The sequence below is a fragment of the Micromonospora sp. NPDC002717 genome (assembly GCF_040295705.1).
Taxonomy (GTDB): Bacteria; Actinomycetota; Actinomycetes; order Mycobacteriales; family Micromonosporaceae; genus Micromonospora.
On the sequence record NZ_JBEOVW010000014.1, the window covers coordinates 104,986 to 130,030 of the forward strand.

Annotated in this window: 25 protein-coding genes and 1 riboswitch; of the genes, 2 read left to right on the forward strand and 23 right to left on the reverse strand. The window is 75.0% G+C overall.

Translation table 11 applies throughout. The features are described from left to right. Positions 1–129 precede the first annotated feature (129 nt). The 12 genes from pheT to ABT006_RS21485 all read right to left on the reverse strand — a co-directional run bounded on the left by pheT (position 130) and on the right by ABT006_RS21485 (position 11,945). Positions 130–2,676: a phenylalanine--tRNA ligase subunit beta gene (pheT, locus tag ABT006_RS21430; protein ID WP_350708891.1), complete on the reverse strand. Its 2,547-nt coding sequence runs from the start codon at positions 2,674–2,676 to the stop codon at positions 130–132. A gap of 39 nt (positions 2,677–2,715) precedes the next feature. Further along, entirely contained in the window at positions 2,716–3,816 is a 1,101-nt protein-coding gene (pheS, locus tag ABT006_RS21435; RefSeq protein WP_350708900.1) for a phenylalanine--tRNA ligase subunit alpha, read from the reverse strand. Positions 3,817–4,034: 218 nt separating this feature from the next. Continuing rightward, on the reverse strand, positions 4,035–4,874 hold the full coding sequence (locus ABT006_RS21440) for a TrmH family RNA methyltransferase (protein WP_350708902.1): 840 nt from the start codon (positions 4,872–4,874) through the stop codon (positions 4,035–4,037). A 32-nt stretch (positions 4,875–4,906) separates the two neighbouring features. Continuing rightward, entirely contained in the window at positions 4,907–5,299 is a 393-nt protein-coding gene (gene rplT / locus ABT006_RS21445; protein ID WP_184184750.1) for a 50S ribosomal protein L20, read from the reverse strand. A gap of 31 nt (positions 5,300–5,330) precedes the next feature. Then, a complete protein-coding gene (gene rpmI, locus ABT006_RS21450) occupies positions 5,331–5,525 on the reverse strand; it encodes a 50S ribosomal protein L35 (protein WP_007458415.1) in 195 nt (64 codons plus the stop codon). Between the two features lie 19 nt (positions 5,526–5,544). Continuing rightward, the gene (gene infC, locus ABT006_RS21455) at positions 5,545–6,156 is read right to left on the reverse strand and encodes a translation initiation factor IF-3 (protein ID WP_350681763.1); all 612 of its coding nucleotides are present in this window, start codon (positions 6,154–6,156) and stop codon (positions 5,545–5,547) included. Between the two features lie 406 nt (positions 6,157–6,562). Next, positions 6,563–7,036 (reverse strand): PH domain-containing protein, encoded by a 474-nt coding sequence (locus tag ABT006_RS21460; protein ID WP_350708904.1) that lies wholly within the window; start codon positions 7,034–7,036, stop codon positions 6,563–6,565. After that, positions 7,033–8,067 (reverse strand): DMT family transporter, encoded by a 1,035-nt coding sequence (locus ABT006_RS21465; protein WP_350708905.1) that lies wholly within the window; start codon positions 8,065–8,067, stop codon positions 7,033–7,035. Before ABT006_RS21465 ends, ABT006_RS21460 begins: the two co-directional genes overlap by 4 nt. Next, complete coding sequence (hisG, locus tag ABT006_RS21470; protein ID WP_350708907.1) at positions 8,064–8,909, reverse strand: ATP phosphoribosyltransferase; 846 nt, start codon at positions 8,907–8,909, stop codon at positions 8,064–8,066. The genes ABT006_RS21465 and hisG overlap by 4 nt, the downstream gene beginning before the upstream one ends. 45 nt (positions 8,910–8,954) lie before the next feature. Then, entirely contained in the window at positions 8,955–9,218 is a 264-nt protein-coding gene (locus ABT006_RS21475; RefSeq protein WP_088947482.1) for a phosphoribosyl-ATP diphosphatase, read from the reverse strand. A 52-nt stretch (positions 9,219–9,270) separates the two neighbouring features. Next, positions 9,271–9,939, reverse strand: coding sequence for a response regulator (locus tag ABT006_RS21480; protein ID WP_350708909.1), 669 nt, complete (start codon positions 9,937–9,939; stop codon positions 9,271–9,273). 2 nt (positions 9,940–9,941) lie between these two features. Further along, on the reverse strand, positions 9,942–11,945 hold the full coding sequence (locus tag ABT006_RS21485) for a sensor histidine kinase (protein ID WP_350708911.1): 2,004 nt from the start codon (positions 11,943–11,945) through the stop codon (positions 9,942–9,944). Positions 11,946–12,133: 188 nt separating this feature from the next. On the opposite strand from ABT006_RS21485, the gene ABT006_RS21490 reads away from it, so the two are divergent. Beyond that, positions 12,134–12,850, forward strand: a complete 717-nt coding sequence (locus ABT006_RS21490) for a hypothetical protein (protein ID WP_350708913.1) — start codon at positions 12,134–12,136, stop codon at positions 12,848–12,850. A gap of 175 nt (positions 12,851–13,025) precedes the next feature. Here the strand turns inward: ABT006_RS21490 and ribH are convergent, their stop codons facing one another. The 7 genes from ribH to rpe form a co-directional block, all read right to left on the reverse strand. Continuing rightward, entirely contained in the window at positions 13,026–13,523 is a 498-nt protein-coding gene (gene ribH, locus ABT006_RS21495) for a 6,7-dimethyl-8-ribityllumazine synthase (protein WP_350708915.1), read from the reverse strand. 2 nt (positions 13,524–13,525) lie between these two features. Continuing rightward, a complete protein-coding gene (locus ABT006_RS21500) occupies positions 13,526–14,791 on the reverse strand; it encodes a bifunctional 3,4-dihydroxy-2-butanone-4-phosphate synthase/GTP cyclohydrolase II (RefSeq protein WP_350708917.1) in 1,266 nt (421 codons plus the stop codon). Positions 14,792–14,867: 76 nt separating this feature from the next. Next, the gene (pnuC, locus tag ABT006_RS21505) at positions 14,868–15,566 is read right to left on the reverse strand and encodes a nicotinamide riboside transporter PnuC (RefSeq protein WP_350708919.1); all 699 of its coding nucleotides are present in this window, start codon (positions 15,564–15,566) and stop codon (positions 14,868–14,870) included. Beyond that, a complete protein-coding gene (locus tag ABT006_RS21510; protein WP_350708921.1) occupies positions 15,566–16,264 on the reverse strand; it encodes a riboflavin synthase in 699 nt (232 codons plus the stop codon). Before ABT006_RS21510 ends, pnuC begins: the two co-directional genes overlap by 1 nt. 1 nt (position 16,265) lies before the next feature. After that, positions 16,266–17,327, reverse strand: a complete 1,062-nt coding sequence (gene ribD / locus ABT006_RS21515) for a bifunctional diaminohydroxyphosphoribosylaminopyrimidine deaminase/5-amino-6-(5-phosphoribosylamino)uracil reductase RibD (RefSeq protein WP_350708923.1) — start codon at positions 17,325–17,327, stop codon at positions 16,266–16,268. Positions 17,328–17,489: 162 nt separating this feature from the next. Beyond that, a riboswitch (FMN riboswitch) is annotated at positions 17,490–17,661 on the reverse strand. Between the two features lie 80 nt (positions 17,662–17,741). Then, positions 17,742–18,698, reverse strand: coding sequence for a GGDEF domain-containing response regulator (locus tag ABT006_RS21520; protein ID WP_350708925.1), 957 nt, complete (start codon positions 18,696–18,698; stop codon positions 17,742–17,744). A 1-nt stretch (position 18,699) separates the two neighbouring features. Next, a complete protein-coding gene (rpe, locus tag ABT006_RS21525) occupies positions 18,700–19,380 on the reverse strand; it encodes a ribulose-phosphate 3-epimerase (protein ID WP_350708927.1) in 681 nt (226 codons plus the stop codon). A 285-nt stretch (positions 19,381–19,665) separates the two neighbouring features. On the opposite strand from rpe, the gene ABT006_RS21530 reads away from it, so the two are divergent. Next, complete coding sequence (locus tag ABT006_RS21530) at positions 19,666–20,556, forward strand: septum formation family protein (protein WP_350708929.1); 891 nt, start codon at positions 19,666–19,668, stop codon at positions 20,554–20,556. A gap of 73 nt (positions 20,557–20,629) precedes the next feature. Here the strand turns inward: ABT006_RS21530 and ABT006_RS21535 are convergent, their stop codons facing one another. From ABT006_RS21535 to ABT006_RS21550, 4 genes are all read right to left on the reverse strand, one after another. Continuing rightward, a complete protein-coding gene (locus ABT006_RS21535) occupies positions 20,630–22,174 on the reverse strand; it encodes an RsmB/NOP family class I SAM-dependent RNA methyltransferase (protein ID WP_502891013.1) in 1,545 nt (514 codons plus the stop codon). Beyond that, entirely contained in the window at positions 22,171–23,097 is a 927-nt protein-coding gene (fmt, locus tag ABT006_RS21540; RefSeq protein WP_350708931.1) for a methionyl-tRNA formyltransferase, read from the reverse strand. The genes ABT006_RS21535 and fmt overlap by 4 nt, the downstream gene beginning before the upstream one ends. Positions 23,098–23,104: 7 nt before the next feature. Further along, positions 23,105–23,665: a peptide deformylase gene (gene def / locus ABT006_RS21545; protein WP_350708933.1), complete on the reverse strand. Its 561-nt coding sequence runs from the start codon at positions 23,663–23,665 to the stop codon at positions 23,105–23,107. Positions 23,666–23,871: 206 nt separating this feature from the next. Continuing rightward, positions 23,872–24,855, reverse strand: a complete 984-nt coding sequence (locus tag ABT006_RS21550; protein ID WP_350708935.1) for an AAA family ATPase — start codon at positions 24,853–24,855, stop codon at positions 23,872–23,874. Positions 24,856–25,045: the final 190 nt, after the last annotated feature.

A 25,045-nucleotide genomic window follows, 5' to 3' on the forward strand; every position in this document is an offset into this window, starting at 1 on the left:
CAAGTTCATGCAGACTTCTGTATGCACATGATGAGCGTCGCGTCCGGGCGCGGGGGGTCGGGACGGAGCCGGACAACGGAAACGGCCCCCGCCCGGCGAAACCGGACGGGGGCCGTCGACGTGCAGGCGTCAGGCGCCGCGCAGGGTGGCGCCGAAGCGTTCCGCGGCCCGGGCGACCGCCGCGTCCCGCGCGGCCACCGCCTCCTCCACGGTCAGCGTCCGGTCGGGGGCCCGGAAGGTGAGCTTGTACGCCAGCGACTTCCGGCCCGCCCCGAGCTGCTCGGAGGCGTACACGTCGAACAGGCGCACCCCCTCCAGCAACTCGCCGGCGCCCTCGACCAGGGCGCGCTGCACCTGCGCCGCCGGGACCGACTCGTCGACCACCAGCGCCACGTCGATCAACGCCGGCGGGAAACCCGAGACGGCCGGCCCGGACGCCACCGGGGCCGCCGGCAGCGCGTCCAGGTCCAGCTCCAGGGCGCTGGTCCGCCGGGGCAGCTCCAGCGCCGCCAGGACCGCCGGGTGCAGCTCGCCGGCGTGCCCGACCACCGTGCCGTCGACCAGCAGCTCCGCGCAGCGGCCGGGGTGCCACGGCGCGTACTCGGCGGCCCGGACCTCGATCCGGTGCGCGGGAATGTCGGCGGCGGCGAGCACGTCCCGGCCGGCCTCCACGGCGTCCGCCCAGCCGGCCGGGCGGCCCGCGCCCCACCAGCCGGCCGGCTCGACGTCGCCGGTCAGCACGACGGCGACGTGCCGGGGCTGGTCGGGCACCACCGCGTCGGCGGCGGCGAACTCCTCGTCGCTGGGTCGCCGGTCCACGCCCATCGCCGGCGGGCGGCCGGCGCCGGGGCGCGGGTGGAAGACCGCGCCGATCTCGTACAGGGCGAGGTCGCGCTGGCCCCGGCCGAGATTGCGCTTCACGATGCCGAGCAGCGGGCCGAGCAGCGTGGTGCGCAGCAGCGGCTCCTCCTCCGACAGCGGGTTGGCCAGCCGTACCGCCTGCCGGCGCGGGTCGCCCTCGGGCAGGCCGAGCTGGTCGGCCAGCTCCGGGGCGACGAACGGGTGCGCCAGCACCTCCACGTACCCGCGCTCGGCGAGCGACCGGGCCACGGCCCGGCGGCGACGCTGCTGCCAGGTCAGGCCGCGGCCGGGCGGCGCCGTCGGCAGCACCGACGGCACCCGGTCGTACCCGTCGAGGCGGACCACCTCCTCGACCAGGTCCGCCGGGTCGGTCAGGTCGGGCCGCCAGGTCGGCGGGGTGACGGTGAGCGCCGCGCCGTCGCCGGCGGCGACGCCGACCTCGCCCGGGTCCTCGCCGAGCCGGTCGGCGCCGTGGGCGACCGTGCAGCCCACCTGCTCCAGCAGGGCCACCACCCGCGCCGGCGGGTAGGTCACGCCGATCCGCCGGGTCGGCAGGTCGACCGGCAGGACCACCGGGGTACGCGGCCGGACGTGGTCGATGTCGAGGATCTCGTCCCCGGCCGTGCCGCCGGCGTGCTCGGTGAGCAGCCGGACCGCCCGCGCGATGGCGACCAGCGGCAGGGCCGGGTCGACGCCCCGCTCCCACCGCTTCGCCGCCTCGCTGAACAGCCGGTGCCGGCGGGCGGTGCGCCCCACCATCACCGGGTCCCAGTGGGCGGCCTCGAAGAGCACGTCCGTGGTCCCCGCGACGACCTCGCTGGTCTCGCCGCCCATCACGGCGGCGAGCGAGATCGGGCCGGTGTCGTCGCAGATCACCATGTCCTCGGGCGCGAGCGCGCGGGTCACCCCGTCCAGCGTGGTCAGCTTCTCCCCCGGCTCGGCGCGGCGCACCACCAGCGGCCCGGCGATCCGGTCGGCGTCGAAGGCGTGCATCGGCTGGCCGAGTTCCAGCATCACGTAGTTGGTGATGTCGACCGGCAGCGAGATGCTGCGGATGCCGGCGACGGTGAGCCGCCGCTGCATCCAGCCGGGGGTGGCCGCCGTCGGGTCGACGCCGCGCACGAGGCGGGCGGCGAACCGGTCGCAGCCGACCGTGTCCCGCACCTCGACCGGGTACGCCGGGGCCTCCGTGCCGCCGGGCGCGGGCGCCAGGCCCGGGTCGCGGAACGGCACGCCGAGGGTGTGCGACAGCTCGCGGGCGAGGCCGCGCAGGCTCATCGCGTACCCCCGGTCGGGGGTGATCTCCAGCTCGACCACGACGTCGTCGAGCCCGACGACCGGCCGCGCGTCGTCGCCCGGCTTGGCCGGGGTGTCCTCGGGCAGCACGATGATGCCCGAGTGGTCGTCGCCGAGGCCCAGCTCCTTGGCGGAGCAGATCATGCCGTTGGAGTTGCGCCCGTAGGTCTTGCGCGCGCCGATGGCGAAGCCGCCGGGCAGCACGCCGCCGGGCAGGATGACCACGACCCGGTCGCCCGGGGCGAAGTTGCGCGCCCCGCAGACGATCTCCTGCGGCTCGCCGGTGCCGTTGGCGTCCCCGACGTCGACCCGGCAGAACCGGATCGGCTTCTTGAAGCCGGTCAGCTCCTCGATCTCCCGGACCTCACCGACCACCAGCTGACCGGTGACGGTCTCCCGCAGGTCCACGACGGACTCGACCTCGATGCCGAGGCCGACCAGGGCCTGCTCCAGGTCGCCGGCGGGCAGGTCGGCGGGGAGGTCGACGTACTCCCGCAGCCAACTGACAGAAACTCGCATGACTCAGACCACCGTCTCCGTAACTCGTACCCGCATCGCCTACGCCCCGACCCCGAACGCGCGGGTGAACCGCACGTCGCCCTCGGCCATGTCCCGCATGTCGCTGACCCCGTGCCGGAACATCACGGTCCGGTCGATGCCCATGCCGAACGCGAATCCCGAGTAGACCTCGGGGTCGATGCCGCAGGCGCGCAGCACCCGCGGGTTGACCATCCCGCAGCCGCCCCACTCGACCCAGCGCGGGCCGTCGCGGTGCTCCGGGAACCAGACGTCGAACTCCGCCGACGGCTCCGTGAACGGGAAGTAGTGCGGCCGGAAGCGGGTCTTCGCGCCCTCGCCGAACATCGCCCGGGCGAAGTGGTCCAGGGTGCCGCGCAGGTGCGCCATGGTGATGCCCTTGTCCACCACCAGGCCCTCCACCTGGTGGAAGACCGGGGCGTGGGTGGCGTCCAGCTCGTCGGTGCGGTAGACCCGCCCCGGCACGATCACGTAGATCGGCGGCTGGCGGGTCAGCATGGTGCGCGCCTGCACCGGCGAGGTGTGGGTGCGCAGGACGAGGCCGGAACCCGCCGGCTCGCCGGCCGTCCCGGCGGAGCCGTCGGCGGGTGCGATGTGGAAGGTGTCCATCAGGCCACGGGCCGGGTGGTCGGCCGGGATGTTGAGCGCGTCGAAGTTGGTCCACTCCAGCTCGACCTCGGGCCCCTCGGCCACCTCGTAGCCCATCCCGACGAACAGGTCGCTGATCTGCTCCATCAGGGTGCTGATCGGGTGCCGGGCGCCCCGGGGCCGCCGGTCGTGGGGCAGCGTCACGTCGACGCGCTCCTCCACCAGCACCCGTTCCGCCTGCTCCCGCTCCAGGACCTCCTGGCGGGCGGCGTAGGCGGCCTCGACGGCGCGGCGGGCCTCGTTGACCCGCTTGCCGGCGTCGGACTTCGCGGCCGGCGGCAGCGCGCCGATCTCCCGGCGGGCCAGCGACACCGGGGACCGGTCGCCGAGGTGCGCCGGGCGCAGCGCGGTCAGCGCGTCCGGGTCACCGGCCTCGGCGAACGCCTTCTCGGCGGCGGCGACGGCCTCGGCCAGGGCGGCCGGGTCGAGCAGGGCGACCTGCTTCGGGTCGTACGGATCGTTGCGGTAGCTCATGGCGTACGGGCACTCCCTCACGGCGGCGCCAGCCCTCACGGGGCGGCGAAGCGAGTCTACGGACGCGCGGCTGTGCCGCAGCCCGCCGGTGGGAGTTGCGCGGAAAGCAGGTCAGGCCCGCCGCCCGCCGACACCGGCGGGCTGGCTAAACGAACGCCGTGGCGCGTTCACGGGCGAATGCTCTCCTCTGCTGGGTGCCTCGCGGGACCGGTGCCCGGTCACCGCTGCGCTCTCGCTGAAGCGTACAGGCAGACGGCGGCGGCCGCAGCCAGGTTCAGGCTCTCGGCGCGCCCGTGCAGCGGCACCCGGACGCGGGCGTCGGCGGCGGCGGTGAGCGCCTCCGGCAGGCCGTGCGCCTCGGAGCCGAACAGCCAGGCGGTGGGGGCGGCGAGCCGGCCGGCGTCGGCGAGGTCGTCGAGGTCGTCCTCGCCGTAGCCGGTGGTGGCAAGCACGGTGAGGCCGGCGGCGCGCAGCGCGGCGACCACGTCCAGCGGGTCGGGCGCGCGGACCACGTCGACGTGGAAGAGGCTGCCGGCCGAGGCCCGGACGCACTTGCCGTTGTACGGGTCGACAACGTCGCCGGCGAGGACGACCGCGCCGGCCCCGGCGGCGTCGGCGGTGCGCAGCACGGTGCCGGCGTTGCCCGGGTCGCGGATCTCGGCGAGCACCGCGACGAGGCGGGGCCCGCCGGCCAGGGCCCGCTCCAGGGGCACGTCGAGGTGCCGGCAGACGGCGACCAGGCCCTGCGGGGCGACGGTCTCGGCGAGGGCGGCCAGGGCCTCGTCGGTCACCTCGGAGACCGGCACGTCGGCGCGGGCGGCGTCGGCGGCCAGGTCGGCGTGCCGGTCCAGGGCGGCGGGCGTACCGAAGAGTTCGGTGACCACCCCCGGGCGGGCCAGGGCCTCGCGGACCGCCTGCGGCCCCTCGGCGAGGAACCGGCCGGTGGCCTCGCGGTCCCGGCGGCGCTGGAGCCGGCGGGCGGCGACCACCCTGGGGGTACGCGGGGTGAAGGGGCCGGAGACGGCGTCGAGGCGTCTCCCGCGCGATGGTGACTGCATGGGAGACGCCTCGATCTGCTGGTGCGCGGGGATCAGGCGGCCTGGGCCGCCGCGCCGCCGGTGCCCTCGGCCGTGACCGCGGCCCGGGCCAGCTCGACGATCGCCGCGAACGCGGCGGCGTCGTTGACGGCCAGGTCGGCCAGGATCTTGCGGTCGACCTCGATGCCGGCCAGGCGCAGGCCCTGGATCAGGCGGTTGTAGGTCATCCCGTTGGCGCGGGCGCCCGCGTTGATCCGCTGGATCCACAGCTGCCGGAAGTCGCCCTTGCGGTCGCGACGGTCCCGGTAGGCGTACTGCATCGAGTGCAGCACCTGCTCCTTGGCCTTGCGGTAGAGGCGGGAGCGCTGACCGCGGTAGCCGCTCGCGGTCTCCAGCAGGGTACGGCGCTTCTTCTGGGCGTTCACAGCCCGCTTGACGCGTGCCATCTCAACTCCTTCTTACGTCAGGTGGCGCGCGTCAGCGGCCGAGCAGCTTCTTGATGCGCTTGACATCGGCCTTGGCCAGCACGACGGTGCCGGTCAGCCGACGGGTCTGGGTGGAGGGCTTCTTCTCCAGGTTGTGCCGGAGGCCGGCCTGCTGGGCAACGATCTTGCCCTTGCCGGTCACCTTGACCCGCTTGCCCATCCCCGTGTGGCTCTTCATCTTCGGCATGTGGAACGTCTCTCCCCTGTTACTCGCCGGTCGTCCCGGCGGGTCCGGCCGCCTCGGCCGTCGGCGCCTCGGCGGCGCCGGACTCCCGCTCGCCCCGCGGTAGCGCGCCGCCGCGGGCGGCCGTGGCGGCCGCCTTGGTGGCGCGGTGCGGCGCGAGCACCATGATCATGTTTCGGCCGTCCTGCTTCGGCGCGGCCTCGACGTACCCCAGCTCCGAGATCTCCGACTCGAGCCGGCGCAGGAGCCGGTAACCCAGCTCCGGGCGGCTCTGCTCGCGACCGCGGAACATGATCGTCACCTTGACCTTGTCGCCGGCCTTGAGGAACCGCACCACGTGACCCTTCTTGGTCTCGTAGTCGTGCGGGTCGATCTTCGGCCGGAGCTTCATCTCCTTGATGACGGTCTGCTGCTGGTTACGCCGCGCTTCGCGCGCCTTCAGTGCGCTCTCGTACTTGAACTTGCCGAAGTCCATGAGCTTGCACACCGGAGGGCGCGCCATCGGCGCAACCTCGACCAGGTCCAGGTCTACGTCCGCGGCCAGCTGAAGGGCGCGCTCCAGCGGGACGATGCCCACCTGCTCACCCTCGGGGCCGACCAGTCGGACCTCACGTGCCCGGATCTGCTCGTTCACGCGTGGTTCGACGCTGATGGGGCCTCCTCGAGTCAAAGTCTCCTGCGTGGCCGACCCCGCGGCTCCCCGGGTGGGAGCCAACCGGAAAGCAGAAGGCCCCGGCGCATGCCAGGGCCCGCTCGACCGGTCGGCACAATCACATGATCGCGCATCCGGCGCCGGGACGTGCCCGGAACCGGTGACCGGACCCGGCCACCGTGGCGGCGACTCGGGTGGGAGCAGGCGCTCCTCTTTCATGGCTGTCCGGTCACGGGCGACTTGCTCGCACGCGGAGACAGCCTGGTCGACTCGACAACACTACACCCTCGCCCGAGCGCCCCCAAACCGGGCACCCCGGGGCCGGGCCGGGCCACCGGCCTCGCCGGCGCGGCGGCTCAGTGGCCGGTCGCGTCCTCGGCGCGGCCGCTCAGCGGCCGGTCGCGCCCTCGGCGAGGCGGGCCTGGTGCGCCTGGTGCAACCGGCGCAGCGCGCGGACCCCCTCGACGGCCAGCTCCTTGTCGGCGGCCTGCAGGGCGACCATCGGCAGGAGGTCGTCGTCGTGCAGCTCCAGGCTCGCCCAGGGCGCGCCCCGGTCGAAGCGGACCCCGCGGACGACCTCCCACGGCAGCTCGTACGAGCCGAGGACGTTGCGCACGCGCACACCGCGCCCGTCCGCCTCCACCCGGGGCCGGGTGAAGAGCAGGAAGCCGAGGGCGCCGAACACGCCGAGACCGACCATCGCGATCTGGTCGCCCCGCTGGAAGCTGCCGTAGCCGTTGCCGGTTGCCCCGCTCAGCGAGGTGGCGACCAGACTGAACACCACGAGGAGCACGGCCGCCGAGGCCCAGCAGACCACCCGGATGCGGCGCGGGCGGAGGCGGATCGTCTCGGTTTCACTCACCCCACCAGTCTGCCACCCGCTCCGGGCCGCTCGTCCGCCGCCACACGGGCGGACGGCACCGCGGCGCGGGTACGCGGGCGGGTGGAGCCCCGACCGGCGATCAGCGCGGCCAGCAGGGTCAGCAGCGCGCCGGCGAACACCGGCAGCCGCACGCCCGGCCCGCCCGGCACCAACGCGTCCAGCAGCAGGGCGCCGCCCAGTTGCCCGGCGACCAACGCCAGGCCGGTACGCAGCACCCCGATCGCGGGCACCCCGACCACCAGGCTCGCCACGATGACCACGCCGAGCAGGCCGCCCGTGTAGAGGTACCAGGCGTCCGGCCAGGTCGGGGCCGGGCCGGCCAGGGCTCCGGCCAGCGCCGCGACGAGCAGCACCACCGGCGTGGCGGTGGCGAAGTTGACCGCCACGCCGGCGGTGGCCGAGCCGGCGGCGGAGACCCGCGCGTTCAGCGCGGACTGGAGTGCGACGGCCACCCCGCCGGCCACGGCCAGCAGCACCAGCCCCAGGGCGAGGTCGCCGACGGGCCGGCCGAGCTGGGCCAGCGCCACGGCGGCCACGCCCAGCACGGCGCCGGCCACCCGCGCCGGGGTGAGCGCCAGCCGCCCGACCGGCGCCAGCCCCGCCCGGTCCACGGCCAGCCCGCCGAGGCTGCCACCGGCCACCTGCGCGATGGTGAAGACCGCCACCCCGAGCACCGGGACGATGTACGCGCCGAGCAGCACGATGGCCGCCCCGCCGAGCCCGCCAAGGTACGCCCACCAGGGCAGCCGGGCCCGGCGCAGCGCGACCAGGCCGGCGCGTGCCGAGGGCAGGGCCAGCACCCCGACGCCGATCAGCAGCGTCCCGCCGAGGTTGTTGACCACCGCGCCCAGGGTGGCGTTGCCGGCCCGCTCGCCCAGCTCGGCGTTGGCCGCGCCCTGCGCCGCCGAGGCGAACCCGGCGAGGGTGACCACGACCATGGCCGCCCACGGCGGCAGGACGCGCGGCACCGGCCGGGCCGGGTTACCCGCCGCCGCGGGCGGGCCGCTCACAGCCGGCAGGCGTGGATGTTGGTGACGAGGATCGCGCGGGCGCCGAGCTCGTAGAGCTCGTCCATGATCCGGTGCACGTCGTCGCTGAGCACCATCGCCTGCACGGCCACCCAGCCCTCGCGGTGCAGCGGGGAGACGGTCGGCGACTCGATGCCCGGGGTCAGCGAGCTGGCCCGATCCAGCAGGCCGGCCGGCACGTCGTACGCGAGCATCACGTAGCGGCGGGCCACCAGGACGCCGTGCAGGCGGCGCAGCAGCTGCTCCGACTGCGGGTGCGCCGGCGCGCCGGCGCGGCGGACGAGCACCGCCGAGGAGCGCAGCAACGGCTCGCCGAAGACCACCAGGCCGGCCTGGCGCAGCGTGGTGCCGGTCTCCACCACGTCGGCGACCACGTCGGCGACGCCGAGCCGGATGGCGTTCTCCACGGCCCCGTCCAGGCGGATCACGTCGGCCTTCACGCCCAGCTCGGCCAGGTGCCGCTCGACCAGCCCCGGGTACGCGGTGGCGATGCGGTGCCCGCCCAGCTCCCGTACGTCGTCGACGTCCTCGGGGCGGGCGGCGAAGCGGAAGGTGGCCCGGCCGAAGTCGAGGTCCACCACCTCCTCGGCCGGCGCGCCGGAGTCGATCAGCAGGTCGCGGCCGGTGATCCCGACGTCGAGGTCCCCGGAGCCGACGTAGGTGGCGATGTCCTTGGGCCGCAGGTAGAAGAACTCGATGTCGTTGGCCTCGTCCCGGCAGACGAGGTCCTTGGGGTCGGTGCGCTGGCGGTAGCCCGCCTCGCGCAGCATCTGGGCGGCCTTCTCGGCCAGGGCGCCCTTGTTGGGTACGGCGACACGCAGCATGACGGAGTGCTCCTTCGATCGGATCTGATCAACGGCGGGGCGCACTCACAGATGTCGGTAGACGTCCTTCAGGTCGAGGCCGCTGGCGAGCATCAGCACCTGGACCTGGTAGAGCAGCTGGGAGATCTCCTCGGCGGTCCGTTCCGGCCCCTCGTGCTCGGCGGCCATCCACGACTCGGCCGCCTCCTCGACGACCTTCTTGCCGATGAAGTGCACGCCCTTCTCGAGCGCGGCGACCGTGCCCGAGCCAGGGGTGCCGGCGGCGGCCTTGGCCTGCAGCTCGGCGAACAACTCCTCGAACGTCTTCACGACGTGCCATTGTCGCAGGCCCGTCCGGCGAACACGCCGGGCGGGTCGCGCCTCATTTCGCCGGCGGCGCTGGCGGCCGTCCCAGCCCGGCCGCCCGGGCGCGGGCGACCGCCTCGCTGCGGTCGACGGCGTGCAGCTTGCCGAGGATGGTCGACACGCTGTTGCGGACCGTCTTCGGCGCGACGGACAGCTTGCGGGCGATCACCTGGTTGCCGAGCCCCTGGGCCACCAGGTCGAGGATCTGCACCTCCCGCGGGGTGAGTTCGGGAAACGGCCGGTTCTGCGGCGACCGGGGCCCCTCGGCGAAGTGGCGCAGGACCCGCTGGGCGATCTCGGTGCCGAAGACCGCCTCGCCGGCCGCGACGGCGGACACGGCCCGCGTCACGTCGCCGCGCGCGGCGCCCTTGAGCAGGTACCCGGCGGCACCGGCGCGAATGGCGGCGTACACCGAGTCGTCGTCGGCGTGCATGGTCAGCACGAGCACGGCGACATCGCCCCGGGCCGTGATCCGCCGGGTGGCCTCGACGCCGCCGATGCCCGGCATGGCGAGGTCCATCAGCACGACGTCCGGCCGCAGCCGTTCGGCCGCGACGAGGGCCGCCTCGCCGTCGGTGGCGGTGCCGACGATCTCGATCCCGGGTACGCCGTCGAGCGCCGTACGCAGCCCGTCCAGGAAGATGGGGTGGTCGTCCACCAGCAGCACCCGCACCGGATCCGGCATCGTCAGCTCCTTCCCGCCGCGGCGGGCACCGGCAGTTCGGCGCGGACCCTCGTACCCCCGCCGGGCCGAGGGCCGACGGTGACCGTGCCGCCCAGCTCGTCGGCTCGTTCCCGCATCGAGGACAGGCCGACGCCGTCCCGGTGCGGCACGAGCAGCCCGCACCCGTCGTCGGTGACCTCCAGCCGCAGCCGGCCATCCTCCAGGCTCATGGCGACCCGGCACCGGCTGGCGCGGGCGTGCCGTACGACGTTGGTCATCGCCTCGGTGACGATGCGGTAGGCGGCGACCTCCACGGCCGCACTGGTGACGCGCAGGTCCTCCCGGCAGTCCACCTCGACGTCCAGCCCGGCGGCGCGCAGTGCGGCGGCGTGCTCGCGGACCACGCCCGGCAGGCCGAGATCGTCGAGAGACGGCGGCCGCAGCCCGTGCACGACCTCCCGCACGTCGGAGACGGACTGGCTGATCACACCCTTGATCTTCGTCGCCAGCGGGTGTGCCCGGGGATCGTCGGCGACCCGTTCGGCGAGCACGTCGATCTGGAGGCTGGCCGCCGCGAGCAGGGGCCCGAGCCCGTCGTGCAGGTCCCGCCGCACCCGCCGCCGCTCCTCCTCCCGCGCCCGCACGATGCGCTCCCGCGACTCCCGCAGGTCCTCCTCCAGCCGGGCGGCCCGCACTGCCATGGCGATCTGGCCGGCGAGATCGGCGAGCAGGTCCAGCTCGCGGGGCTCGAAGGGGGCGCTGCCGCCGCGCCGCCCGACCAGCAGGGTGCCCTCCTGCCGGCCGTTGCTGACCAACGGGAACGGGTACGCGTCCGCCGGCGGGTCGACCACCTCGCCGGTGACCACCCGGGCGTACGGCACGCGCAGCATGCTCGTCAGCGTCTCGGTCACCGTGTGCAGCAGCTCCTCCAGCGCCACGGTCCGCGACAGCCGCTCGGCGAGGCCGGTGACGACCTCGTAGGGCCGGTCCCGGTCGCCGAAGAGCAGCCGGTCGACGCCCCGCAGCAGGCGGTCCTTGACCGGGTTGAGCGAGACGGCGACCGCGGCCGTGGCCACCAGCGACGCGCCCCGGCTCCGGTCGGGGGCGAGCAGTGCGGACGATGCGGCGAGGGAGCCCAGATAGGTGACGACGACGACGGCGGACAGGGCCGCGTAGGTGATCGAGCGGTCGAGCACCGCCGCGATGTCGAACAGGTCGGCGCGGAGGATGGCCATCCCGGTGGCCAGCGGAAGCGCCGCGACGCCCACGCCCTCCAGCAGGGCGCCCACCCACGGCGGCGTCCACTGGTCGGTGAGCAGGCCGACCAGGGTCGTGCCGATGAAGACCAGGGCGGCGAGCGCCAGCCAGGCGAGGCGCCGCCGGTCCGGGCCGCCCGCCCGGCGCCAGCGGACGACGAACGACGCCATCGCGGCCACCGTCAGGGCCAGCAGCGCGAACAACGTCACGGTGGTGGCGAGCGGCGCGAGCCCCGCCAGCGCGGGTACGCCGAACGGGTTGACCGCCAGGTCGTCCGCCGCGACCCGCCCCGGGGTGACGACGACCGAGGCGACCAGCACGGCCAGCGTCACCGTGGTGGCCGGGAGGATCCACCGCCAGCGGGGGGACGGCGGACGGCCGTCCGGGAAGAGCAGCAGCGGGTACGTGGTGGCGCAGACCCAGGCGACGGCGAACAGCGCGTTCTGCGCGAGCACCAGCACCGGGCCGGTGGCGCAGGTGGGACAGGTCGCCAGAAAATGCTGGCCGAGCCCGTCCAGGACGGCGGCGCCGAACTGGAGCACGCCGACGGCGAGGAAGAGCCAGCCGACGCCGTTCGCCGGGCGGTGCACCGCGATCACCGCGCCGACCAGGGGGAAGGCCAGGAAGCCGGTGAACCAGACGAGGTCCGCCACGGTCGGCGGCGTCACCCCGGGCACGAAGGCCGCGCCGACGGCCGTGGCGGCGTAGCAGGCCAGCGACAGAGCGAGCGCGGCGACGGCGACAACCCGGGACGGCCCCCTGACGGCCACTGACCTCTCCTCGCTCTCGGCGTGCCGGATGACAGTAGCCGCGGCCGCGTCCCGCTGTCGCGGGACGTTCGTCCCCTCCACGGCGTGCGGTCGGCCGGGCGCGACGGGGACGCCCGACCGTCCCGGCCGGGGCGCGGGCGGACGCAGAGTCTTCGGGCAGGAAGAACCCTCACCACGTTGGAGATCACATGTCCACGACCAGCATCGCCAATGCCGACGTCGCGCCCGTCGCGCCGACGGCGCCCGCCCGGGCCGGGCTCGGCGTCGCCGCCGGCGCCGCGCTCGCCCTGTTCGTGTCGATGTTCGGCACCTGGACGCCGCAGTCGCCGGAGGTGGGCAACACGGACGCGGCCGCCATCCGGGACTGGGCCGTGGGCGCCGCGTCGACCCTGCAACTGAACGCGTTCGCCGGGGGCCTGTCCATCGTCGCGCTGCTCGTGCTCACCTCGGCGCTGGCCGGGCTGGTGCGGCAGGCGGCGCCGAACTCGGTGCTCGGCGGCCTCACCCTGCTCGGCGGTGGCCTGCTGGCCACGGTCAACACCGTCGTCACCGGTTTCACCCTGCTCTGGGTGCTGCCCGACCTGAAAACGCTCGACGACGCCACGGTCCAGACCTGGTACGCCGCCGCGCACCTCGGGCAGATGCTGGGCGAGGTCGCAGTCCTGGCCCAGTCGCTGCTGATGGGGGCGTTCTCCCTCGCCGCCCTGCGGGGACGGATCGTGGCCCGCTGGCTGTGCTGGCTCGGCATCGTCCTCGCCGCTGTCGGCTTCAGCAGCGTGCTGGCGCTGGTCGTCCCGTCGCCGGTGTTCGACACCGCCTGGCTCGTCGGCCTCTACGGCTGGATGCTGTGGCCGCTGCTCGCGTCGGTCACCTTCGCGGTGCGCCTGCGGAGGCGGCAGCGCTGAGGCGCTGACGGGCGACGCGCCCGTCCGCTGGCGGGCCGTCCCGGTGGGGCGGCCCGCCAGCGACGCAGGTTCACGCCGCATGCCGGGCGTCGGCGGCTGTGTCGCAATTCCTGCCAGCGTGGTGGGACGCCCTCACGACCACCACCAACGCCCTTCCGACGGGAAGGACGCGGGGTCAGCCGCCGAAGCCGACCCGGTGGCCGCTGGTGGCGATGCCGCGGATGGCGAGGGCGGCGTCGAGCGCGGCGACCGTGGCCGCCCAGCCCTTGTCCTCCGCCGAGCCGGGCAGCCCCGCCCGGTCCCGGGCCTGCTCGATCGTGTCCACGGTGAGGACGCCGTGCGCCACCGGCTTGCCCTCGTCCAGCGCGACCCGGGTCAGCCCGTCGGTCACCGAGCGGCAGACGTAGTCGAAGTGGGCGGTGGTGCCCCGGACCACCACGCCCAGCGCGACCACCACGTCGCAGCGGCGCGCGAGGGCCTGGGCCACCACGGGCAGCTCGACCGAGCCGGCCACCCGGGCGGTCACCGCGCGGGCCCCGCACGCCTCGGCGGCGGCGACCGCCCGGTCGAGCATGTGGTCGGTCAGCTCGCCGTGCCACCGCGCGGCCACCACGCCGACCGTCATCCCGGCGGCGTCCACCGCCGTCACGCCCGGCTCCCCGAAACCCGCCATGTCTACGCTCCGATCTCGTCGCCGGGTACCGGCCGGCCCATCGGGGCCTCGGTGACCTCGTCCAGCTCGTCCAGCAGGTGCCCCATCCGGTCCCGCTTGGTGCGCAGGTAGCGCACGTTCTCCGGGTGCGGCCGCACCGGCAGCCCCTCGCGGCCGGTGACGGTCAGCCCGTAGCCCTCCAGGCCGGCCCGCTTGGCCGGGTTGTTGGTGAGCAGCCGCATCGAGCGCACCCCGATGTCGTAGAGGACCTGCGCGCCGGTGCCGTAGTCCCGGGCGTCGGCCGGCAGGCCCAGGTCGAGGTTGGCGTCCACGGTGTCCCGGCCCTGGTCCTGGAGCTGGTACGCCTGGAGTTTGTGCAGCAGGCCGATGCCGCGCCCCTCGTGGCCGCGCACGTAGAGCACCACGCCGCGCCCCTCCCCGGCGACCCGGTCCAGGGCCGCGTCGAGCTGGGGGCCGCAGTCGCAGCGCACCGAGCCGAAGACGTCGCCGGTGAGGCACTCGGAGTGCACCCGCACCAGCACGTCCCGCCCGTCGCCGATCTCGCCCATGACCAGGGCGACGTGCTCGGCCGAGTCGTGCTCGCTGCGGTAGCCCAGCGCCCGGAACACCCCGTGTCGGGTCGGCATCCGGGCCTCGGCGACCAGCTCGACCTGCTTCTCGGTGCGCCGCCGGTACGCGACCAGGTCGGCGATGGTGACCAGGGTCAGCGCGTGCTCGGCGCAGAACTTCTCCAGGTCCGGCAACCGCATCATGGTGCCGTCGTCGTTGACCAGCTCGCAGAGCACACCGGCGGGGCGCAGCCCGGCCAGCCGGGTCAGGTCGACGGCGGCCTCGGTGTGCCCGGGCCGGCGCAGCACGCCGCCCTCCCGGGCGCGCAGCGGCACCACGTGCCCGGGGCGGGCCAGGTCGGTCGGGCCGGTGCCGGGGTCGGCGAGCAGCCGGATGGTGTGCGACCGGTCGGCGGCGGAGATGCCCGTGCTGACCCCCTCCCGGGCGTCCACGGTCACCGTGTAGGCGGTGCCCCGCCGGTCCTGGTTGGTGTGGTGCATCGGCGGAAGGTCCAGCCGGTCGCACTCGCTCTCGGTCAGCGGCACGCAGATGTAGCCGGACGTCCACCGCACCATGAACGCGAGCAGCTCCGGTGTCGCCAACTCGGCGGCGAAGATCAGGTCGCCCTCGTTCTCCCGGTCGGCGTCGTCGACCACGACGACGGGCCGGCCGGCGGCGATGTCCGCCACCGCCTGCTCGATGCTCCCAAAGGTGGTCATGCCGGCACTCCGCTTCGCTCCGTGCCGTCATGAGGCACCAACGCACTGAGCCTGATGATTCGCTCGCTTCGCTCGCTCATGCCACGGCCTCCGAGTAGGTCTGCGGGATCGGGGCGGGCACCGGGCGGGCGACCCGCGAGGTGCGCCACCAGGCGACGACACCCCAGGCGCAGAAGGCGCCGTAGACGAGGTACATGGCCGCCGAGGGGTAGAAGCCGCCGCGCAGCAGCAGCGGCACGCCGACGGCGTCGACGGCGATCCAGACCAGCCAGAAGTCCACCCAGCCACGGGCCATGCCGTAGGTGGCCAGCAGGCTGCCGGTGAGGATCCAGGCGTCCGGCAGCGGGCCCCAGGAGCCCAGCGCGGCGAGCACCGGGTAGAACGCGGCGGTGCCGAGGACGGCGGCGGCCAGCAGGCCCAGCCGCTCCCGGCCGGTGGCCCAGCGGGGCGCCACGGCGGCCCGGTCGTCGTCGCCGCCGTGGCGGCGGTTGCGCGACCAGCGCCACCAGCCGTAGAGGCTGACCGCGAAGAAGAAGACCTGCCGGCCGGCCTGCCCGTAGAGGTCGTGCGCCTGCGGCGTGGCGAAGACCCCGCCCAGGAACACGGTGAACAGCAGCGCGTTGCCGATCATGCCGACGGGCCAGGCCCAGACCACCCGGCGCAGGCCGAACAGGGCCGAGGCCAGCCCGAAGCCGTTGCCGACGATCTCCCGGACCAGCACCGGCGAGCCGCCGATGCTGAGCTGCGCGTCGAGCAGCCACCCGAGCGGGCCCATCAGGCCGCCCCGCCCGTCGCGGCGGCGTCCGGCAGGCCGGCGACCGGGACGTCCGTGCCCGGAAGCCCGCCGGTCGAACCGGCCTCGGGGCGGCCGGGGTCGGCCAGCCGGGCGCCGAGCAGCCGCTCGACGTACTTGGCGAGGACGTCCACCTCGAGGTTGACCGGGTCGCCGACGCCCCGCGCGCCGAGGGTGGTCAGCTTCAGCGTGGTCGGGATCAGCCCGACGGCGAACCAGTCCGGGCCGACGTCGGCCACGGTCAGCGAGACGCCGTCGACGGTGATCGAGCCCTTCTCCACCACGTACCGGGCCAGGGCGGCGGGCAGGCGGAACCGGACGGTCTCCCACTGCGCGGCCGGCTCCCGGGCGAGCACCTCGCCGACGCCGTCGACGTGGCCCTGCACCAGGTGCCCGCCGAGGCGGCTGCCGAGCGCGGCGGCCCGCTCCAGGTTGACCGGGTCGCCGGCCCGCAACGCGCCCAGCGCGGAGCGGCGCAGCGTCTCCCCCATCACGTCCGCCGTGAAGACCCCGTCGGCGGCGTCCACCACGGTCAGGCAGACGCCGTTGACCGCGATCGAGTCGCCGTGCCGGGCGTCTGAGGTGACCAGCGGGCCGCGGACCGCGACCAGCGCCGAGTCACCCGCCGTCGGAGTGATCCGGACGACCTCACCCAACTCCTCGACGATGCCGGTGAACATGTCAGCCCTCCCTCTTCCGGGGCAGCGCGGTGATCCGCAGGTCCGGTCCGACCTGCGTAACGTCGACGTACTCCAGGTCGATCGCCTCGGCGATGGTCGTCACACCGGCGTCCACCAGGGCGGTCGGGCCGGCGCCGAGCAGCCGGGGCGCGACGTAGCCGACGATCTTGTCGACCAGGCCGGCGGCGAGGAAGGCGCCGGCCAGCGTGGGCCCCCCCTCCAGCAGCGCCGCCCGGACCCCGCGCCCGTGCAGCGCGGCGAGCAGCGCCGGCAGGTCGACCCGACCGTCGGGCCCGACGCCGACCTCCGCGGCGGTGGCGACCCACGTCCGGGCCGCGCCGTCGCGGACCCGGGCGTCGACCGGCGTACGCCCCGCCGAGTCCACCACCACCCGCAGCGGCTGCCGGATGCTGAGGGTGCCGTCGCGCAGGTTGCGGGCGGTGAGCCGGGGATCGTCGGTGAGCACCGTGCCCACCCCGGCGATCACCGCGTCGACGGTGCCGCGCAGCGCGTGCACGTCCATCCGGGCCGCCTCGGAGGTGATCCACATGCTGGTGCCGTCGGCCGCCGCCGACCGGCCGTCCAGCGTGGCGGCGAACTTCCAGATCACGTACGGCCAGCCGCGGCGCATCGAGGTGAGCCAGGCGATGTTGCCGGCCTCGGCCTCCGCCTCGCGTACCCCCAGGTCCACCTGGACCCCGGCGGCGCGCAGCGTGGCGGCCCCGCCGGAGGCGACCGGATTGGGGTCGGGCACGGCGATGACGACCCGGGCGACGCCGGCCTGGACCAGCGCGGTGCTGCAGGGACCGGTGCGGCCGGTGTGGTCGCAGGGTTCGAGGGTGACCACGGCGGTGCCGCCGCGGGCGCGCTCCCCCGCCTGGGCGAGCGCGACGATCTCGGCGTGCGGCCCGCCGGCGTAGGCGTGGAACCCCTCGCCGACGACCTGGCCGTCGGCGTCCAGCAGCACGCAGCCGACCACGGGGTTGGGGCTGGTCGTGCCGAGACCGCGCGCGGCGAGTTCGACCGCGCGACGCATCGCCTCGTCGACGGAGACGCCCCCCATTGCCCTGCCCTCTCACTCACCGGTCGGCGCGCGGGCGGGTCACGGGAGGCAACGGCACGGGCCGCGGGCGTGCGGCGGCGGAGGTCCGGGGTACGGCGGAGCCGACCCGGGGGGCACACACGGCACGCTGAGGTCAGCGGCCGGGCAGGGCCCGTCCGTCCCGCGCGCTGTCTCCCATCCGGACTGTCTGGGCGCGGTTTCCCGCCCCCAACCGTCGGCCCCGGATTCTCACCAGGTCCACCGGGCGGCACGAGGCCGACCGGGTCGCGGGCTTACCACGGTCACGCCGTGGATCACCGCCGGTTCGGAATTACACCGAGTCCCGCCAGCGCGTGGTGGGTACACCGGCAGTCTTACACGTTCGACGGGGGGTGGCGCCACCGAGGCGAGCTACTTCACAGCGGGAATACGCGGTCACGTCACCCCGCGTCGCCGGTCCACCGCCACGTACGAGCCGGGCTGGCTCTTGGCCACCGTCTTCATCTCGGAGGCGACCGCGATCGCCTCGAGGGGGTTGGTGAACCGCTTGTTGGCGTCGGAGATGGAGACGCCGATGGAGAGGGTGACCAGGGCGGCGCGCCGGATGTTGCCCCGCCGGTCCTTCAGCTCCACGTAGCCGCGGGCGGCGTCGGCGGCGTCGTAGAGCGAGTCGGCGGCCTTCTCGAAGTCGGCGGACACCCGCGAGGTGAGCGGACGCACCTGCTCCGGCGTGCAGACGATGACGAAGTCGTCGCCGCCGACGTGGCCGAGGAAGGCCGGCGGCAGCCCCACCGAGACCACGGCCCGGTGCAGGCTGCGCGCCAGGGCCGAGATGAAGTCGTCGCCGCGCACGAAGCCGTACCGGTCGTTGACGCTCTTGAACCGGTCGATGTCGATGTAGCCGACGGCGTAGTCGACGCCGCTGCGGACCCGGTCGGAGATCTCCCGGCGGATCCGGCTGTTGCCGGGCAGCCCGGTCAGCGGGGAGACCTCGCGGAACTCCTTGTTGCGCCGCAGCGTCGAGCTGACCCGGGCCACCAGCTCCGCCGTGTCGAAGGGCTTGACCAGGTAGTCGTCGGCGCCGGCGCTGAGCCCGTGCACCTTGTCCACCGTCATGCCCTTGGCGGTCAGCATGATCACCGGCAGCGCCGAGGTCATCGGGTCGGCCCGCAGCCGCCGGGTCAGCTCCAGCCCGTCGATGCGCGGCATCATCAGGTCGACCACGGCCAGGTCGGGACGCTGGCGCTCGATCACCTCGAGCGCCTCCTGCCCGTCGCCGGCGTGGATCACCTCGAAGCCGTGCAGCCGCAGGTTGAACTCGACGAAGCGCGCGATGTCCTCGTCGTCGTCGACGACGAGGATGATGTCCTTGCGGTCGCCGGCGGGCTCCACGTCAGGCCCCGGGGGCGGCGCGTTCCGCGAGTGCCCGCAGCTTCCGGACGGCCTCGGCGGGGTCGTCGGCGCCGTAGACGGCGGTGCCGGCGACGAAGGCGTCCGCGCCGGCCTCGGCCGCCTGCGCGATGGTGTCGGCGGCGATCCCCCCGTCGACCTCGATGCGCAGTTCGAGGTGGCCGCTGTCGACGTGCCGGCGGGCGGCGCGCACCTTGTCCAGCAGTTGCGGGATGAAGCGCTGCCCGCCGAAGCCGGCCTTGATCGTCATGATCAGCAGCGTGTCGAAGCTCGGCAGCAACTCCAGGTACGGCTCGATCGGCGTGTCCCGGTCGATCGCCAGCCCGGCCTTCGCGCCGGCCGAGCGGAGGTCCTTGGCCAGCGCCACCGGGTCGTCGCACGCCTCGGCGTGGAACGTGACGTTGTACGCCCCGGCGTCGGCGTAGCCGGGGGCCCACCGGCGCGGGTCCTCGATCATCAGGTGCACGTCGAAGGGAAGCTCGGTGGCGGCCCGCAGGCTCTGCACCACGGGCAGCCCGATGGTCAGGTTGGGCACGAAGTGGTTGTCCATGACGTCCACGTGCAACCAGTCCGCGGCGTTCTCGACGGCACGGACCTCTTCGGCGAGGCGGGCGAAATCGGCGGCGAGGATGCTGGGCGCGACGATCGGCGGCGGTACGGTCACGGGGCCAGTGTACGAACGCGGCGACCGGCCGCCCGCAGCGCGCCACCCACGGGACGCCCGGTGGCCCGGCGGTGACCAGTGGTGACGATCGACCGTCCCGGCGTGGTCGACGTCTCCCGGTCCGACGCTGCGGCAACAGCGTCGGGACTGCTTTCGCAACGCTCGATGCGAGGCACCGTCCCGAAGGGACTCCCCGCGGTCTGAGCGCGGTGCCGTATGCTGCCGCACCGTGACGTGTCCGGCCGCCTCGCGCCGCCGGACCACGATCGGCGGGAGGTCGGGGCGATGCGACGGTGGTGGACGGCGGCCGCGGCCGGCGCGGTGGCGGCCCTGGCGCTCGCCGGCTGCGGTACCCCGGCCGGCACCGACCGGGACCTGACCGACGACTGGCCGGCGCCCGCCGCACCGCAGTCGTTCGTCCCCGCCGACGGCGTCTGCCACCGGGGCATCCAGGACGTCGGCTACCTCACCGCCTACAACCCGGTCGACTGCGCCGAGTCGCACCGCGTGGAGACCGTGCACGTCGGCACGCTCACCGGGGCGGCGACCGAGCGCACCACGCCCCCGCCGGCCGGCTCGGCCGGCATGCGCGCCGCCCGGGCCGAGTGCGACACGAAGGCCAACGAGGTGGTCGGCGGGGACTGGCGCTCCGGCCGGCTGGGGCTGAGCGTCGTGCTGCCGTCGCCGCAGGCGTGGGGCGGCGGCGCCCGCTGGTTCCGCTGCGACCTGAGCGAGCAGACCAGCCTCGACGAGGCGAGCGCGAAGTCCCGGACGGGAAGCCTGAAGGGCGCCCTGGCCGGCGCCGCCCCGCTCGCCCACCGCTGCTTCAACCCCAAGCTGAGCGACGACGAGGTGCGGGAGATGGTGGCGGTGGCCTGCACCAGCAAGCACCACGCCGAGTTCGTCGGCGTCTGGCGGGCCCCGGACACCAGCTACGACGCCTTCACGCGGGACAGCCTCAGGGTGCACCGGGCCTGCCGCGCGTTGATCGCGAAGTACGTCAAGGTGCCGAACAACGGCGACCTGAAGTACCGGGCGGGCTCGATCTTCTACCACCCCCTCGAGCAGGAGTGGCGCGACGGCAACCGGGGCGTGCAGTGCTTCCTCTGGGTCAGCGACCGCAACCTGACCCGCTCGATGAAGGGCGCCGGCACGAAGGGCCTGCCGGTCACCTGAGCGCCGGACCGGCACCGGACCGACCGGCACGGGGCGGCCACCCGAGGGTGACCGCCCCGTCGGACGTCCGTTGTCAGGTGCGGCGCAGCACCGCGAGGAACATCGCGTCGGTGCCGTGCCGGTGCGGCCACAGCTGCACCGTCGGCCCGTCGCCGAGGCCGGGCATCCCCGCCGGCAGCAGCGGCCGGGCGTCGACGAAGTCGACCGGCACCCCGGAGCGGCGGGCCGCCTCGGTCACCGTCACGTGCGTCTCCACGGTGTGCGGGGAGCACGTCACGTAGGCGACCACGCCGCCCGGACGGACGGCCCGCAGCGCCGCGGCGAGCAGCTCCCGCTGCAACCGGGTCAGCGGCGGCAGGTCCGACGGCTCGCGCCGCCAGCGGGACTCCGGCCGGCGGCGCAGCGACCCCAGCCCGGTGCAGGGAGCGTCGACCAGCACCCGGTCGAAGTGCGCCTCGGGCAGCTTCGGGTCGGCGCCGACCGTGCGGCCGTCGGTGTTCAGCACGTTCACCGGCAGGCCCCGGGTGGCCTGGGCGACCAGCCGCGCCCGATGCTCGGAGACCTCGACGGCGGTCAGCCGCGCGTCCCGCTGCGCGGCGAGGGCGCCGAGCAGGCCGGACTTGCCGCCCGGGCCGGCGCACAGGTCGAGCCAGCGCCCGTCCGGGCCGTCCAGCGGGGCCACCGCCAGGGCGTTGGCCACCAGCTGGGAACCCTCGTCCTGCACGTGGGCCCGCCCCTCGGCCAGCGCCGGCAGGTCGCCGGGCGCCCCGCCCGAGAGATAGACGGCGTACGGGGAGAAGGCCCCCGGGGCCCCGCCGACCTCGTCGGCCAGCGCGACCGGGTCCGCCAGCCCGGGCCGGGCGCACAGGTGCACCGGCGGGCGTTCGTTGTCCTCGATGAGCAGCCGGGCGGTCTCGCCGAGGTCGCCGCCGAGCGCCTCGGCGAAGGCCCGCACGATCCACTGCGGATGGCTGTACGCCAGCGCGAGGTGCCCGATCGGGTCGGTCTCCATCGGCGGGGCGAGCTTGGCCACCCAGGCGTCCGCGTCCCGCCCGGCGACCTCGCGCAGCACCGCGTTGGCGAAGCCCGTCGCGCCGGGGCCGACCGCGCGGACCAGGTCGACGGTCGAGGAGACCGCGGCGTGCGCCGGCACCCGGGTGTGCAGGAGCTGGTAGGCCCCGAGCCGCAGCGCGTCGCGTACCGGCGGGTCGATGCGCTGCACGTCCCGCCCGGCCGCGTCGGTGAGGATCGCGTCGAGGGTGCCGAGGTGGCGCAGCGTGCCGTAGGTCAGCTCGGTGGCGAAGGCCGCGTCCCGGCCGGTCAGCCCGGTGTCCCGCAGCAGCGACGGGAGCACCAGGTTGGCGTACGCGTCGTCCCGGTGCACCGCCGCGACGGCCTCGTACGCGACCTGCCGCGGCAGGTCCACTGCCGGGCGGGCCGGGCGGCGGCCGCCGTCGCGCCGGTCGCCGCCGGGGCGGGCGCCCCACCGGCCGCCCCCCGCCGGCCGGCCGCCGCGCCGATCGCCAGCCGGTCGGTCGCCGCGCCCGGGGCCGCCGGGCCCCTCACCGCGTCGCTCCGCCGGGAGACGGTCGCCGGAGGGTCGCTCGGGGCCCGTCACGCGAGTTCCTCCCCCGCGGCCACCCGGGCGCCGCGCGCCCAGTCCGTCGCCGCCATCGCCCGCTTGCCCGCGGCCCGCACCTCGCCGAGCCGCACCGGAACGGTGGCCGTGCCGGCCAGCACCCGGGACTTCTCCACCAGCAGCTCACCCGGCTTCAGCTCGGGGCCGTCGGCCACCGGGGCGACCGGGCCGAGCTTGACCCGCTCGCCCCGGAACGTCGTCCACGGCCCGGGCGCCGGCGTGCAGGCCCGGATCCGCCGGTCCACCGCGAACGCCGGGTCGGACCAGCGCACCCGGGCATCCTCCACGGTCAGCTTCGGCGCCAGCGACACCCCGTCGGCGGGCTGCGGCTCGGCCCGGGCGGTGCCGTCGGCGATCGCGTCGAGGACGGCCACCAGCAGGCCCGCGCCGGAGTGGGCGAGCCGCTCCAGCAGGTCGCCGGAGGTGTCGGCCGGGCGGATCTCGTCGGTGAGGGTGCCGTAGACCGGCCCCGTGTCGAGGCCCTCCTCCAGCTGGAAGACGCTGGCCCCGGTCAGCTCGTCGCCGTGCAGCACCGCGTGCTGGACGGGCGCGGCCCCGCGCCACGCGGGCAGCAGGGAGAAGTGCAGGTTGATCCACCCGTGCCGGGGGATCTCCAGGGCGGCCGGCGGCACCAGCGCGCCGTAGGCCACCACGGGGACGCAGTCCGGGGCCAGCTCGCGCAGCCGGTCCAGGAACTCCGGCTCGCGCGGGCGGGCCGGGGTGAGCACCTCGATCCCGTGCTCGTCGGCCCACGCCCCGACGGGGGACCGGGACAGCCCGCGTCCCCGCCCGGCGGGCGCGTCGGGGCGGGTGACCACGGCGACCAGCTCGTGGCGGGAGGCCGCCACGGCGGCCAGGGCAGGTACGGCGACGGCCGGTGTGCCGGCGAAGATCACGCGCACGGGCGGCTCACCGACCCAGGCCGAAGGGGCTGCTGGAGGTGTGCGGGTTGAGCTTCACCGTCGGCGGGGCGGCCGGGTCGTACCACTCCGCCTGGCGGATCGCCTTCATCGCCTCCTTGCGGCCGGCCGGGTCCAGCCGGTCCACGAAGAGCACCCCGTCGAGGTGGTCCGTCTCGTGCTGCACGCAGCGCGCCATCAGGCCGGTGCCGACGATCTGCAGCGGGTCGCCGTAGCCGTTGAAGCCCTTGGCGATCACGTTCTGCCGGCGCTTCGTGTCGAAGTAGAGGCCCGGGATGGACAGGCAGCCCTCCGGCCCGTCCTGCTCCTCGGCGTCGGGAAACTCCAGCACCGGGTTGACCAGGTGGCCCAGCACGTCGTCGACGTCGAAGGTGAACACGCGCAGGCCCACACCGAGCTGCGGCGCGGCGAGGCCGGCGCCGTTCTGCTCGCGCATCGTGTCGGTCAGGTCCGCGATGAGCTTGCGCAGCTCGACGTCGAAGTCGACCACCGGATCGGCCGGCGTGCGCAGCACCGGATCCCCGAACAGACGGATGGGCTGGACGGTCACTCGGCGTGGCTCCTTCGGCTGGACGACGTGGTGCCGTACCAGTCTACGGAGTGCCGGGAGCCGTCCCGGCCGGCGTACCGCGTTGCGCCGCCGCCGGTTCCGTGTCGATGATCACCACGCGGCAGCTCGTACGCCCGGTGGGCCCGCGGGCGCTCGCGGACCAGCCGGCTGTCCCGCCGGTGCCGAGGTGCGGCCGGCCGGGCGGATCAGGCGCCGGCGCCCGGCTCCCCGGCGAGCACCGCGCCCCCGCCGAGCAGGGCGTGCTCGGGCAGCGGCAGCTCGATCTTGTGGGCGGCCTCCCAGTCGTGGATCAGGGTCGGCCGGGCCTGGGCGGCGAAGTAGTCCACCGCGCTCATCCCACCGACCACCGGCTCGTCGACCTCGGCGACGAGTTGGGCCGGCACCAGGCGGAAGCCGTTCTGCAGGGCGGCGCTGAGCCGGCGGTGCCCGTCGACGACGAAGAAGTGCTCCCCCGTGTAGCCGATCCGCAGCGGCTCCAGCGCCTCGTCGCCGGCCGCGGCGACGTCGCCGACGAACTCCGAGTCCCACAGGTCGCGCAGGGCGGCGATGTCCTCGGTCGGGTAGACCCGGGCCGGGTCGAGCAGCAGCAGCGGCGGGGCGTCGCGCAGCACGTCCGCGCACAGCCGGCCCTCGTACGCGTCGACGATGTGCTCGATGACCTCGGCCGCGGAGGCGCGGGTGGTGTCGCAGATCAGGTCGTAGTTGCGCAGCCGCGCCTTGTCCACGCCGTAGCGGACGATGAACCGGCCCCGCTCGCTCTCGCTGCGCTCCCGCAGCTTGGCCGTGGCTTCCTCCAGCGACGTGTAGCTCTCGGCCGGGCCGGAGGGGCGGGCGAGCACCCGGCGGGCCGCCTCGCCCGGCTCGGTGATCATGTGCACCTTGAGCGCGTCGGTGAAGAAGTGCCAGGCCAGCCGGGAGTCCATGACCAGCCGCTCGCCCGAGGCGGCGATGTCCCGCTGGAGCTGGTCGACGTAGCCGTCGACGGCCTGGTCCAGCTCGGCGTGCAGGTTGAGCTGCAGCGCGGTCATCTGCCGCTCCTGCGCCATCTGCCGGTAGAGGTCACCGACGCTGACCCGGCGCAGGCCGAGCCGCTTGGCGATCTCCACCGAGACGGTGCTCTTGCCGCTGCCGAGGTCACCATTGAAGACGATCGACTGACGAACGGTCACGACTGGTCCACCCCTGATCACCGGCTGATTGACATCATCGACATCGCGCCGAACCGACGCGCTCCCGCCATCGTCGCGCGATCCGTGCGCCCGGGCATGACGGGCGATGTTATCACCCGATCGCGGGCCGACCGTCGTACCCGGCGTGCGACGGCGGGCCGGTCGGGCGCCCGGAACGGCGGGACCGTGC

Bases quoted from the DNA above. Each gene is read 5' to 3' on its own strand.
- pheT (WP_350708891.1), bottom strand. From the start codon at position 2,676: ATGCGAGTTTCTGTCAGTTGGCTGCGGGAGTACGTCGACCTCCCCGCC.
- pheS (WP_350708900.1), bottom strand. From the start codon at position 3,816: ATGAGCTACCGCAACGATCCGTACGACCCGAAGCAGGTCGCCCTGCTC.
- ABT006_RS21440 (WP_350708902.1), bottom strand. From the start codon at position 4,874: ATGCAGTCACCATCGCGCGGGAGACGCCTCGACGCCGTCTCCGGCCCC.
- rplT (WP_184184750.1), bottom strand. From the start codon at position 5,299: ATGGCACGCGTCAAGCGGGCTGTGAACGCCCAGAAGAAGCGCCGTACC.
- rpmI (WP_007458415.1), bottom strand. From the start codon at position 5,525: ATGCCGAAGATGAAGAGCCACACGGGGATGGGCAAGCGGGTCAAGGTG.
- hisG (WP_350708907.1), bottom strand. From the start codon at position 8,909: ATGCTGCGTGTCGCCGTACCCAACAAGGGCGCCCTGGCCGAGAAGGCC.
- ABT006_RS21480 (WP_350708909.1), bottom strand. From the start codon at position 9,939: ATGCCGGATCCGGTGCGGGTGCTGCTGGTGGACGACCACCCCATCTTC.
- ABT006_RS21490 (WP_350708913.1), top strand. From the start codon at position 12,134: ATGTCCACGACCAGCATCGCCAATGCCGACGTCGCGCCCGTCGCGCCG.
- ribH (WP_350708915.1), bottom strand. From the start codon at position 13,523: ATGGCGGGTTTCGGGGAGCCGGGCGTGACGGCGGTGGACGCCGCCGGG.
- ABT006_RS21500 (WP_350708917.1), bottom strand. From the start codon at position 14,791: ATGACCACCTTTGGGAGCATCGAGCAGGCGGTGGCGGACATCGCCGCC.
- pnuC (WP_350708919.1), bottom strand. From the start codon at position 15,566: ATGGGCCCGCTCGGGTGGCTGCTCGACGCGCAGCTCAGCATCGGCGGC.
- ABT006_RS21510 (WP_350708921.1), bottom strand. From the start codon at position 16,264: ATGTTCACCGGCATCGTCGAGGAGTTGGGTGAGGTCGTCCGGATCACT.
- ribD (WP_350708923.1), bottom strand. From the start codon at position 17,327: ATGGGGGGCGTCTCCGTCGACGAGGCGATGCGTCGCGCGGTCGAACTC.
- ABT006_RS21530 (WP_350708929.1), top strand. From the start codon at position 19,666: ATGCGACGGTGGTGGACGGCGGCCGCGGCCGGCGCGGTGGCGGCCCTG.